We start from the raw sequence: 12,991 nt of genomic DNA, 5'->3' as shown, positions 1-12,991 counted from the left end.
ATAGATAATAGATAAAGATTTTTTCAACTGATAGTACAAACTTTTACAGTCTATGCAAAAGAATAACCTTCATGCAACTTTGAAAGAATCACTTTAGAATAAAAGGGGGATAAAAGCTAAAACCAATTCTTTTGAGCTAACAAGGAAAATACAGAAAATAAATGATAAATTCATTTTAATAAAAGACCATCGTATTAAAAACGGAATAATTTCGTAGTTTTATCATTTTGTAATTTAGATAAAACACAAACAAATTAACCTGTTTTAGAAAGCCCCAAGGCTAAAACTAAAAGACGGTACTCATTATTTATAAAGAGCATAAAAAATTAATATTTTTATATTTGATGATACTATTTTTTGTTTAGCATTCTGAGTGAAAAATGTAAATACAAAAATAAAATCTGTAAAAAGTAAAAAACGAAAGATTGTATCCGTATTTTAAAAAAAGAACTTAAGAGTAAAACAAAAGGATCAAAAAGAAAAGTTAATATTAATTATTTATGTTTTATCCTAATATATAATTAAAAAACAAGTGATACAAAAAAACAAACAAGCAACCACAGGAAAATTAATTATAAGTATCATAATGGATCTTATAGGGTATTTTAGTTACTTATTTCCTGGAGCAGGTGAGTTTATAGATTTTTTTTGGGCTCCTTTTGCTGGATTTGTAATGAGCTTATTGTATAAAGGAACAGTGGGCAAAATTGCGGGGATTTTAACTTTTATAGAAGAAATAACCCCTGGTTTAGATTTTATTCCATCCTTTATAATTACATGGTTTTATGAATACTATCAAGATCAAAAAGAAGGAAAATAATTTAGAATAGACAAGCTTTTAATCAATAGATATGCAATTGTAAAATCTTAAGTTTTAAATGTTTTATATTCATGAAATCGCCATAAATTAGTAACCTGAGTACGTAATATCTATTACTGAAATTTGACGCTATAGTTGCCACTGAAAAACAAAATTCAAACGGATGAAAAAAAAAATTCTTCTATTAACAATTTTCTTTACAATAAACCATTTTTCTCAGAATAATAAGAAATTGATTGTACAGGATACCTCTTTTGTTAATATAAATGAGTATTCAGAGGATTTAGTTTTGGATATGAAGTATGCTACAAAAGACAACTTTTTAAAAAATAAAGTATATGATTGTGATGCTTGTTATCTACGATATAAAACAGTAATGCAATTAATAAAAGCAAATAAAGAATTTAGAAAAAAAGGATACCATATAAAACTATTTGACTGCTATCGTCCTTTGAGTATACAAAAAAAAATGTGGCAAATAGTTTCCAATCCTAATTATGTAGCAAATCCAGAAAGAGGATCTATCCATAATAGAGGGGGAGCAGTAGATTTAACCCTAGTAGATAAAACGGGAAAAGAAGTAGATATGGGAACTGTATTTGATTATTTTGGAAAGGAATCATCACATACTTATACCAATCTATCTAAAGAAGTGCTAAAAAATAGAAAGTGGTTAAAAGAAGTAATGAAAAAGTACCACTTTGAATCTTTAGAATCAGAATGGTGGCATTATAGTTTAGAAGGCGCGAGACACTATCCATTATCTAATTTTAGTTGGAAATGCAATTAAAGGCAGAGGATACATTAGAAATTTATTACAGATAAAAATAACTTTGAATCTAAAAAAATATTCCTTTTTTGTCCTTGATATAGTAACGCGATAGCTTCGATAAAAAATCGTTTATTTTAATTTTCTTTGCCCTTTTTCTTTTCATCACAAAGTCCAACGCATAATCTGGATTTAATTTTCGTTTCTAAATTTTTTCACAAAGTAAAATAATTTTATTGTTATCTAAATCAGTTGTAAAAAAAGTATACAAATTACCTCCTTCCTTTATCTTCCATTTTTTTCGAATTGTTTCAACCGTTTCTGGAAAATTACGAGTTGTAATATTAGCTTTTTTGCCTTCTAAATATTTTTTAATTTCTATTTTAGTGTACGGGATGTTTTTAATTACTTTAAACCGTCTACCAGGAAACTTAATTCGCTCATTATTTGTATACAAATGCGAAAAAGAATGTAATTTGTTAACAGGAAATAAATGACAAATATGATCAAATGCTCCTGATTTCATGATAGCGCTATTAGGTTCATATAAAAAACTTTGGACCTTAGAGTACTCACAATTAAAAGGCTCTTTTCCCCATATAAACTCTACAATTTCATTTTCTTCCTTAGTAATATTAATGGTCTTTATTAAAACAGGATCGCTATATCCTTTTTCAACGATCCAAAGAAGTTCCTTTACCTCATTTTGTAAGGCTACAATATGAATTTCTTTTACATTTCGTAATTCAGATAAACCTGCTGATAGGTCTAGAATTGGAGCCGTTTTTATGAGTATGTGTTTTGTGAATTTAAAATAAAAATCTAAATAAAAAGGAACATTCGGTAGGCAGTCTTTTAGCAAAAAAACTTTTCCTTTTGCATCATTTCTTCTAGAGGGGTCTATGTAAATCCAGTCAAAATGTTGATTCAGTTTTTCTAAAGTGTCATGACTATTGCCAAGATAACAATCAATATTACTAGCTTGAAGATTGTTGAAATTATGTTTAGTGATTTCGTGTAAATCAGTTTTAATTTCGCAATGAATTAAGTGATTAAAATTTTTAGAAAAGTAATAATCATCCACACCAAACCCTCCTGTAAGATCAATAAGCGTCTTGCCGCTAATAAGTGAAGACTTGTATTGAGCTGTAATTTCTGATGAAGTTTGTTCTATAGATAATTTATTCGGAAATACAATATTTTTTTGATAATACCACGTAGGGAGCTTTTCTTTTGCTTTAGCTTTAGAGGCTATTTGATTTAGAATTTCGTTCCAAGGGATTTCAGGAAAAGGGTTTTTCATTAACGCTACTTTTGTGAAATTTAGCATTAGCGAATTTTCTATAAATTCTTGTACTTTAGGAGCTAATAAATCAAAATTCATTATAATTTTTTTGTAAGAGAATGGATGAATTTATTATTAGGAAAAAATTCTTTTCCAATTACTTTCAGTATGGTATATGATGGGACAGCAATGATCATTCCTGTAATTCCAAATAGAAATCCAAAAATTAAGATTGCTAAAAATATTTCCAAAGGATGTGAGTTTGTACTATTTGAAAAAATAATAGGTTGACTAAAATTATTGTCAATAAACTGAACAATGAAAAAACCTATTAAAATGTATAAGGCGTGATATAGCATTTCGGCATTAATGCTGCCATTAAAACTGCCAAGTAAAGCTAGGGTAACAGCTAAAATACTAGCTATGAGAGGCCCTATATAAGGGATGATGTTTAAAACAGCGCAAATGAATGCTATAATAAAAGAATTTTCTACATGAAAAAAGAATAAGACCAAAAAATAAAGGATAAATACAATTAAAAGTTGTAGCAATATGCCACTAAAGTATTTTAATAATAAAAAATCTATTTTTTCAATAGATGCTATTATTTTTTCTTCATGCTCATCAGGTAAGATGTTTCTGAATAAACGTAGGAAAATGGCTCTTTCTTTTAAAAAGAAAAAAGTAATAAAAAAACAAGAAGCAACCCCCATTCCGAAATTACTGATTGCATTGATGAAAGTATTAAGAAATTCACTCAAAAAATGAAAGTTAAGATACTTTGTTAGGTTACTTTTATTAAGTATTTGATCTGCTTTAAAACCTTTGGTATTTAAGAACGATTCTAATTGAATGATTAAGTGTTCTACTTGTATAGATAATGTTTTGCTGTCTAGTAATGAAATATGGGTGGCTTGACTGTTTATTAATGGGATAAACATTAGGAAAAAACCTGATATGATAATTCCAAAAAGGAAAAGAGTTGCTAGTACAGCTAAGGTATTTTTAAATTTTAATCTTTTTCTAAAAAAATTAACGATAGGGGACCCGATCATGGATAGTAATAATGAAATTACTAGGTAAATAATAACTGTTTTTATTTTGTAAAGAAAATAGAGTGAAATAGTTATAGCAACTAAAGTAATGACGGCTCTTATAATTCCATTGGCAATAGTTTTGCTTTCCATGTTTTCTATCTTTTTGAAACGAATATATAAAAAAAATCCTGAGAAACAACCTCAGGATTTTAATCGTATTAAAATTTGAATTTCTTATGGTTGAGCAAAAGAGTTTCTTGCTCCTCCAGAAGCAAATACAGCTAAAGCTCTTGATTTTTGTCCTTGAGAGAACATACACATTCCTCTGTCATCTGTGTAGTCCATGTAGTTCATGTACATTTCAAGTGGAGTACCTGTACAAGTAGATCTATGACCTACAGCAGGAACACCTGAATTTGGAGCGTTGTGAACTGGAGTATCAGCTACTAAGTCAGATCCACAAGTAGCATCTCCCCAGATATGACGTAAATTAATCCAGTGACCTACCTCATGAGTAGCTGTGCGTCCTAAGTTGAATGGGTAAGTTGCTGTTCCTGTATTTCCTGTATATTTAGAATCTAAAACTACACCATCGGTAGCTGAAGAACCTCCAGGGAACTGAGCATATCCTAAGATTCCTCCTCCAATTGTACAAACCCAAATATTTAATTTAGTTGTAGGAGAAGTAGGGTTGATCCCACCTTGAGTTGATTTTTTCATAGCATCAGCTGTTCCCCAAGATGTTTTTGTAGTTGATTTTCTTATTACTTGATCTAATACAAAACGGATTCCCAAGCTTCCGCTTCTTACGCTTGCATAAGGATTGTTTGTTGTGTTGTAATCTGTATTAGTTGCCGAAAAGTCTTGGTTTAAAACATCAATTTGAGATTGTAATTGAGTTAATGAAATATTTTCTGTTGTAGTTCTGTATAACACGTTAAAAACAACTGGTATTTCAATGATCCCATTTACTAATCTTCCTGATTTAATGATTTCAGAAGTTTGTTTTTCAATAGCACTCATTCTAGATGCTAGTCCTGGGTCTTCTTGCATTTGTCTTTCTAAGACTGTGTGAGAAGCACATCCTCTGTGAGCAGAAGCGTCAACTGGATTGTTAGTGATACTGTCTTCTTTTTGGCAAGAAAACATCATTAAAGCAGCAGAAGCTGATAATAATAATTTTTTCATAATTTGTTTTTTGTTTGGTTTGATTAATAATAAATTTTTTAATTCGTTGCTAAATTAATGGTATTTTTTTAAAAAGCAAATTAATTTTGATAAAAATGTATTTATTTTGAAAAAAAAATAAGTTTAATGTAATTTGTGTTTTTGTATATTTTTGACTATTAAATTTTATTTATTTCTTTTTTTGTTTCATTGTTGTGATTAAATTTTATTTTAAAAGAATGAACAAAGCAAAGGTTTCTTGTTAACCATTGTTAAGAATGTATTTATTGAATAATAAACGCATAACATAGGCGTTTTTAAATTATATTTAGTAGAAAGTACTAAATTTGAATTACAAAAGATATTCTATGCGTCAATTACCTTTTTTTATATTTCTCGTTCTTTTTTTAGAAAGTTCGTATGTGTTTTGTCAACAATCTGAAATTTATACCAACCCGCTTAGTTCCTATCAAAAAGGAATTAATCTTTTTAAAAATAAGAACTATCTGGCTGCTCAGTATATTTTTGATAGAGCACAAAAAAATCTTGAATTTGAAATAGCATCAGATTGTGCTTTTTATAGCGCAGTTGCTTCCTTGCGGTTAAAACAAGAAAGTGCAGATGAACGGATGTTGCAATTTATAAGAGAATACCCTACAAGTGCTAAAATGAATTCAGCCTATACGGAACTAGCAACTTATTTTTTTGAAAACGGTAGGTATGCCTACGCTTTAGAATATTTTGAAAAAGTAGATGAATCTGCTTTAACACAGGATGAACTAGAAAAATATTATTTCTATCGCGGTTACACATTTTTTACAACCCATGATAAAAAATCAGCAAAACACTATTTTAATCGAGTGATCCATTCTAGAGAATACAGTTCAAAAGCTAAATATTACCTAGGATTTTTAGCCTATGAAGGAGATCAGTATGAAGAAGCAAACAGATATTTTGACCAAGTGGGTAAAGAGGATAAATACAACGAAAAACTTTCGTATTTTCAGGCTGATATGGCCTTTAAATCAGGTGTTTTTGAAAAAGCGGTTGATTTAGGAATTAAAGCAATGGCTCAGTCAACTCCAGAAGAAAAATCGGAACTCAATAAAATTATAGGTGAAAGTTATTTTAATTTAAAAGAATATGATAAAAGTATTCCCTATTTAAAAGAATATCAAGGAAAAGAAGGAAAATGGAGTAATACTGATTTTTATCAGTTAGGATATGCATTTTACCAAAAGAAAAGTTATGATGCAGCTATAAATTATTTTAATAAAATTATTGAAGGAAATGACTTAGTTGCTCAGAATGCGTATTATCATTTAGGCGAAAGTTATTTGAAAACAGATAGAAAGCAACAAGCGTTGAATGCTTTTAAAAATGCTTCTGAAATGATTTTTGATAAAAAAATTCAAGAAGACGCGTATTTAAATTATGCACGTTTGAGTTACGATATAGGAAATTCTTATCAAACAACTCCAGAAATTTTAACCAATTTTTTACTAAAATATCCTAATACACTCCATAAAATTGAAATTGAAAATCTATTGGTTACTTCCTTTGTAACTTCTCATAATTATAAAGAAGCATTAGTATTACTTGAAAAAAATAAAACCTTAGGAAATCGTTCAGTTTACCAAAAAGTAGCTTTTTATAGAGGTCTAGAACTAGCTGTTGAAGGAAACTATACGGCTGCTTTAGATCTGTTTAAAAAAGCGATAAACGAACAAGAGAATCCTATTATTACCATCCGTGCAATTTTTTGGAAAGCAGAGAGCGAGTTTGCTCAAAATGATTTTTCGAACGCTTTATTGAGTTATAAACAATTTGTTGGTTTTTCAGCATCAAAAGAAACAACCGAAAATAAAAATATAGATTATAATATAGCCTATACTTATTTTAAACTAAAAGAATACGAACAAGCATCAAAATTTTTTCAAAAATATACAGAAAATCCCAAAGATGATAAAGCACGACTAATAGATGCGTATTTACGACTAGCAGATTGTTATTTCGTAACCTCTAAATACAATCTAGCTATTGAAGCCTACGATAAAGCCATAAACTTAAAAGGATTCGATACAGATTATGCAAGTTATCAAAAAGCCATTTCGTATGGTTTTTCGGGTAAAAATGATCGAAAAATAATAGAACTGAATACTTTTGTTAAAAAATTTCCTAGCTCACAATACCGCGATGACGCACTTTATGAATTAGCAAATACATATACAACAACAGGGCAATCTGCTAATGCTATAAAAATGTATGACCAGTTAGTTGCCGAGTACAAAAACGGGCGTTATGCAGCAAAAGCTATTTTGCGTCAAGGGCTTATATTTTATAATGAGGATAAAGACGATTTAGCCTTGTTGAAATTTAAAAAAGTGGCACAAGATTATCCTAAAACAGAGGAAGCTAACGAATCGGTTCGTACGGCTAGACTAATCTATATAGACAGAGGACAGGTACAAGAATATGCGAGTTGGGTAAAAACTTTAGATTTTGTAGAAATAAATAATGCTGAATTAGATCATGATGCTTGGGAAGCCATAGAAAAACAATATGCACAAGAAAACAAAGAACAACTACTACTTAGTTTAAAAAGTTATATTAATACTTTTCCTAATGGAACTCAAATAGTAAAAGCACATTTCTATTTAGCAGAATTATATTATCAAAAAGGATTAGCAGATCTTTCTACTTCTAATTACGAATATTTAGTGTCAAAATCAAGAAACGAATATACAGAACAAGCACTTACTCGTTTGTCAGAATTGTTTTTAAAAAAACAAAATGAAGAACAAGCTATTTTGTATTTAACTCGTTTGGAAAACGAATCTGATTTTCCGCAGAATAAGATTTATGCACAAGCTAATTTAATGAAGATTTATTACCAAAAGAAAGACTACAATAAAGCGGTAACTTATGCAGAAAAAATACGAGCAAATCTAAAAATAGAAGCAAAACTTAAAACGGATGCTCAGATTATTATAGCACGTTCTGCTAGAGAAACAGGAGATGAAAACAAAGCAAAAGAAGCTTATGAAAACGTTCAAAAAACAGCTAAGGGCGAATTAATGGCGGAGGCTTTATATTATGATTCATTTTTCAAAAACAAAGAAGGTAAATTTGAACTATCCAATGCAGTCGTACAAAAAATAGCAAAAGAATATTCGGGATATAAATATTATGGTGCTAAAAGTTTAGTAATTATGGCAAAGAATTTCTATGGGCTAAAAGATAGTTACCAAGCAAGCTATATTTTAGAAAGCGTTATTAAAAATTTTAGCAATTTTGAAGACGTACTCAATGAGGCTCAAGAGGAATTAAATAAAATAAAAACAGAAGAAGCTAAAACCAATTCATCTATAAAGCGATAGTTGTTACAAATTCTATAATTCTGAATTAAAGATGAGCAAAAGAAAAAGTAAAGTATTGTTTTTACCATGAATTTAAAATGAGTAAACCATACTATACTGGTATTTACCTTTAAAAAAACAAACAGATGAATAAAATCAATATATACAGAATAATTATTTTTGGAATTTTTTTTCAAAATGGATTCGCTCAAAAAAAAGAAGATACAATAGGTACGGAAGTAATAAATGTAATAAAGCCATACACACCCACTATTTCAGATGCTTTTAAACTAAAAGAAGTGCCTCCTGTAAATGAAACAAAATCCTTTCCAAAAGAAACCATTAAATATCAGATTTTTTCATTTCCTGTAGCATCTACTTTTGTCCCTTCTAAAGGCAAAGCAGTATTGATAGAAAAAAGTAAACAAGAGAAATTATGGGCTAATTATATATCAGCAGCTTATGGCAATTATAATACCCTCTACTCAGAGCTTTTCATTACCCATGATATAGATGATAATCAATATTTAGGAGGAACTGTTCGATACCAAGGCTCAGGAGGAGGAATTTCTGATCTACCACTTAATAATGGATATGCAGATCTTATATTAGGTGGTTTTTATAGTTATACATTTGATAAAAATCTATTAAAAGTTGATGCCTCTTATAATAAAGAAGGATACAATTGGTATGGTTTGCCTTTAAAGAATCCTAACTTCAATTGGACCCATTTTAATCTCATAAAACCTCAACATATTTATAATACATTCAAAGCAGATGCTGAATTAATAGTTGCTAAAAGTTTTTTAAATAAAATAAATATGCGCTATATCGGATTTTCAGATGATTATAATTCAAAAGAAAATAGGTTTATAGCAACACCGCGTTTTAATTTTGATATAAATCAAACAGATTTTAAACTTAACTTTAACTTAGATTATGTTAATACCTTTTTTGATAAAAGCTTTCAAATAAATCAAAACAACCAAGGCAAAGATTTATCTATACAACAATCCTCACTCATTTTTAGCGCACATCCTAGTGTTACTTTTAAAAAAGATGATTTATCTATAGATTTTGGTGCTGAATTAACCTATTTAGCTCGATTAAAAAATAATTACTCAGGAATAGATCAAGGAACTCAATCAGGTTTTTATTTCTACCCAAAAATTTACGCCTCTTATAAAGTTGTGGGTGATCTAATGGTAGCAACTGCTGGAGCAGAAGGAGGATTGGAACAACAAACCTATCAAAAATTTGTGAGTCAAAATAAATTCTTTTCTCCTACTTTAGACTGTCAACCCAGTGATCGTCAATACGCGTTATTTGTGGGGCTAAATGGAAAATTAGCTAATAGAGTTTCTTATCATTTAAAAGCAACTTATGAATCGGTAAAGAATAAAGCTCTTATTGTTAGTAATCCTTATTTGTCCAATCCTACAGAAAATTATAGCTATGGTAATTCATTTAATATAGTATATGACGATCTTAAAAATAGTACTTTTTTTGGAGAACTAAAAGCCGATGTAAATAAAGATATAGCATTAGGGATTAATACAACATTTAATTTCTATCAAACAGCCCATCAATTAGAAGCGTGGAATTTGCCAATTATAAAAGTTGGTTTTTTAACAGATTTTACGATCACAGAAAAATGGTATGCAGGAACCCAATTATTTTATGTAGGTGAACGCAAAGACCAGTTTAAAAACCTTACCCGTTTTACTTATCCCGATTCCGTACAAAATGTAGAAGCTTATTTTGATATCAATGCCGATTTAGGTTATAAACACAATGATCGTTTGACATTTTTTATAAAAGGCAATAACCTAGCCAATCAAAATTATCAAAGATGGTTAAATTATCCCGTACAAGGCATACAAATAATGGGAGGAGCAAATTATAAGTTTGATTTATAAAAGAAATTTTAAAGGTATAAACCAAGTTCTTCGATAACAAATATATTTTATTGTAATTATCGTTATTTTGTCCCCTAAAAAATATAAGTTAAAATGACACTAAAACAACAAATTCATACCCAATACCTTCAAATACTTCAAGATAGAATAGATGTTTTTCAAGACATGATTACAGATCTAGCCGAAGATGCTTCAAATGATGCCAAAGGATCTGCAGGAGATAAACATGAAACCGCTTTATCTATGATGCACCTCGAACAAGAAAAATTATCTACTAAATTACGCGAAGCAATTCAATATAAAGCTATTTTAGAAAAAATAGACACATCACAAAAACATAAAAATATTGGTTTAGGAAGCCTTGTAAAAACAAATCAGCTAACTGTCTTTGTCAGTTGTGCCTTACCCAAACTAACACTAAACGATCAGGTTGTTTTTGGAATCTCCCCCAATTCCCCTTTAGCAGAAAAGTTAATAGGACAATCAGTAGCCCATCAATTTGATTTAAATGGTACCTTATATCAAATTTTAGAAGTTCATTAGTATTATATGTACAAAGAAAAAAAGATCACAATGAAATCCATTTTATCTTTAACATTATTAAGTCTTTTCCTTTTGACTAGTTTTAGCTCTTTAGCTCAAAAACAAAAAGCAGATATGATCCTTACTAACGCCACAGTTTATACTGTTGATAAAAAATTTTCAAAAGCGGAGGCATTTGCCGTAAAAAGAGGTAAAATTATAGCTATAGGAAAGTCAGTAGATATTCTAAAAAAATATCAATCAACAAAAATACTTAATGCACAAGGAAAATATATTTTCCCAGGACTGTATGATGCACACGCTCATTTTTATAGTTTTGGATTAAATCTTCAAAAAGTAGACTTGCGAGGAACTAAAAGTTACCAAGAAGTTTTAGATCGAATAATTGCATTTCAAAAAGAAAAAAATCTTACTTTCATAACAGGACGTGGTTGGGACCAAAATGATTGGGAACTCAAAGAATTTCCAACAAAAGAAGAATTGGATAGATTATTTCCTACCATACCTATAGTTTTAACTAGAATTGATGGTCATGCTCTTCTGGCCAATAGTAAAGCCCTAGAATTAGCAAAAATTACAACAGAAACAAAAGTGTCAGGTGGAGAAATTCAAATAAAAAAGGGAGAACTAACAGGTATTTTGATTGATAATCCAATGGAATTGGTTTATAATATTATTCCAAAAACAACAACAAAAAATCAAGTACAAGCACTCAAAGATGCTCAAAAAGTAATGTTTCAATACGGTTTAACAACCATTAATGAAGCAGGTTTAGAAAAGGAAACCATTCACTTGATAGACTCATTACAGCAAAACAAAGAATTAAAAATTAATATTTATGCCATGGTGAGTGCCAGCCAAGAGAATGTAGATTTATATACACAATTAGGCCCCTATAAAACAGATTGGTTGAATGTACGATCCTTTAAATTTATGGGAGATGGCGCTCTAGGTTCTCGCGGTGCTTGCTTGCACCAGCCTTATAACGACCGTTCTAATCATTATGGTGCGTTATTGTCATCTGTAGCTGATGTTCGAAAAATAGCAAAACAAATAGCAAACTCTGAATTTCAAATGAATTCTCATGCTATAGGGGATTCTACCAATACCGTTTTGTTAACTATTTATAAAGAGGTTTTAAAAGACAAACCCAATAGAAGATGGAAGATAGAACATGCACAAGTAATGAGAGAGCAAGATTTTGATGCTTTTTCCTCTAATATTATACCCTCCGTTCAACCCACACATGCTACATCGGATATGTATTGGGCAGAACAACGAGTAGGTAAAGAACGAATTAAACAATCTTATGCTTATAAAAAAATGCTAAACAAGGCAGGAATAATAGCTTTAGGAACTGATTTTCCTATAGAAGAAGTAAATCCTATGCTGACCTTTTACGCTTCGGTGGCTCGTAAAGATTTAAAAAACTATCCAGAAGGAGGGTTTCAACCAGAAAACGCTTTATCTAGAGAAGAAACAATAAAAGGAATGACTATATGGTCCGCCTATTCTAATTTTGAAGAAAACGAAAAAGGAAGTTTAGAGGTAGGGAAGTGGGCCGATTTTGTTATTTATGATAATGATTTGATGACAGAGGATATAGATGCGATTCCTTATGTAAAACCCATTAATACATTTATAAAAGGAGAACAAGTAAAATAATATAAACTCCGAAAAAGGTAATTTTAATCAATCAAAGTAAAACTTTTTGATTTGAATATCTGCTTGAATTTACATAAGATAGATTGAAGTAGATTGGTGTGCCGGTTTACTTCAATTCCAATCAATGATTTAGGGTTAACCTAAAAAAGTATTATGTCACATTCTCTTTTTAAACGTTCTTTATTTATATAAACCATAGATCAATTGGTTTTCATATTTGTTATTTTATAAATTTAATATTAAAAAGCAAAGGAAATATAATAAATAAAAGTCATTCTAATTGAAATATTTTTTTGAATAAAAATAAATAAATCTACTCAAACTTAATAGATATAAGATTCTTTGTTTTGTAAAGATGGTATGATTATTGATGTATTTATTTCTTGAAAAGGGTGTTTTGTAGTAAAATACTGATATTTAGTAGTAT

9 protein-coding genes are annotated in these 12,991 nt (G+C 29.5%); 6 read left to right on the top strand and 3 right to left on the bottom strand.

The features are described from left to right. Nucleotides 1-532: 532 nt before the first annotated feature. Both B0A78_RS10305 and ddpX read left to right on the top strand, forming a co-directional pair. Nucleotides 533-820, top strand: a complete 288-nt coding sequence (locus B0A78_RS10305; protein WP_014165420.1) for a hypothetical protein — start codon at nt 533-535, stop codon at nt 818-820. 163 nt (nt 821-983) lie between these two features. Continuing rightward, a complete protein-coding gene (gene ddpX / locus B0A78_RS10300; protein WP_065213462.1) occupies nt 984-1,610 on the top strand; it encodes a D-alanyl-D-alanine dipeptidase in 627 nt (208 codons plus the stop codon). 184 nt (nt 1,611-1,794) lie between these two features. Here the strand turns inward: ddpX and B0A78_RS10295 are convergent, their stop codons facing one another. From B0A78_RS10295 to B0A78_RS10285, 3 genes are all read right to left on the bottom strand, one after another. Further along, nucleotides 1,795-2,973 carry a THUMP-like domain-containing protein gene (locus B0A78_RS10295; protein ID WP_014165418.1) on the bottom strand — a complete coding sequence of 393 codons (1,179 nt, stop codon included), beginning with the start codon at nt 2,971-2,973 and terminating at the stop codon, nt 1,795-1,797. Next, nucleotides 2,973-4,061: an AI-2E family transporter gene (locus tag B0A78_RS10290; RefSeq protein WP_065213463.1), complete on the bottom strand. Its 1,089-nt coding sequence runs from the start codon at nt 4,059-4,061 to the stop codon at nt 2,973-2,975. The genes B0A78_RS10295 and B0A78_RS10290 overlap by 1 nt, the downstream gene beginning before the upstream one ends. Nucleotides 4,062-4,145: 84 nt before the next feature. Continuing rightward, nucleotides 4,146-5,099: a zinc metalloprotease gene (locus B0A78_RS10285; RefSeq protein ID WP_097609656.1), complete on the bottom strand. Its 954-nt coding sequence runs from the start codon at nt 5,097-5,099 to the stop codon at nt 4,146-4,148. Between the two features lie 347 nt (nt 5,100-5,446). Between B0A78_RS10285 and B0A78_RS10280 the strand changes: the two genes are divergently transcribed. From B0A78_RS10280 to B0A78_RS10265, 4 genes are all read left to right on the top strand, one after another. Next, nucleotides 5,447-8,458: a tetratricopeptide repeat protein gene (locus B0A78_RS10280; protein ID WP_014165415.1), complete on the top strand. Its 3,012-nt coding sequence runs from the start codon at nt 5,447-5,449 to the stop codon at nt 8,456-8,458. A 125-nt stretch (nt 8,459-8,583) separates the two neighbouring features. After that, nucleotides 8,584-10,356, top strand: coding sequence for a TonB-dependent receptor (locus B0A78_RS10275; RefSeq protein ID WP_097609655.1), 1,773 nt, complete (start codon nt 8,584-8,586; stop codon nt 10,354-10,356). Nucleotides 10,357-10,449: 93 nt separating this feature from the next. Beyond that, entirely contained in the window at nt 10,450-10,899 is a 450-nt protein-coding gene (locus tag B0A78_RS10270; RefSeq protein ID WP_014165413.1) for a hypothetical protein, read from the top strand. Between the two features lie 30 nt (nt 10,900-10,929). Beyond that, a complete protein-coding gene (locus B0A78_RS10265; protein ID WP_041253407.1) occupies nt 10,930-12,564 on the top strand; it encodes an amidohydrolase in 1,635 nt (544 codons plus the stop codon). Nucleotides 12,565-12,991: the final 427 nt, after the last annotated feature.

The sequence above is a fragment of the Flavobacterium columnare NBRC 100251 = ATCC 23463 genome, from assembly GCF_002530675.1.
GTDB lineage: Bacteria > Bacteroidota > Bacteroidia > Flavobacteriales > Flavobacteriaceae > Flavobacterium > Flavobacterium columnare.
Note: the sequence above shows the minus strand (reverse complement) of the source record. Positions and strands in the feature narration are given on the sequence as shown.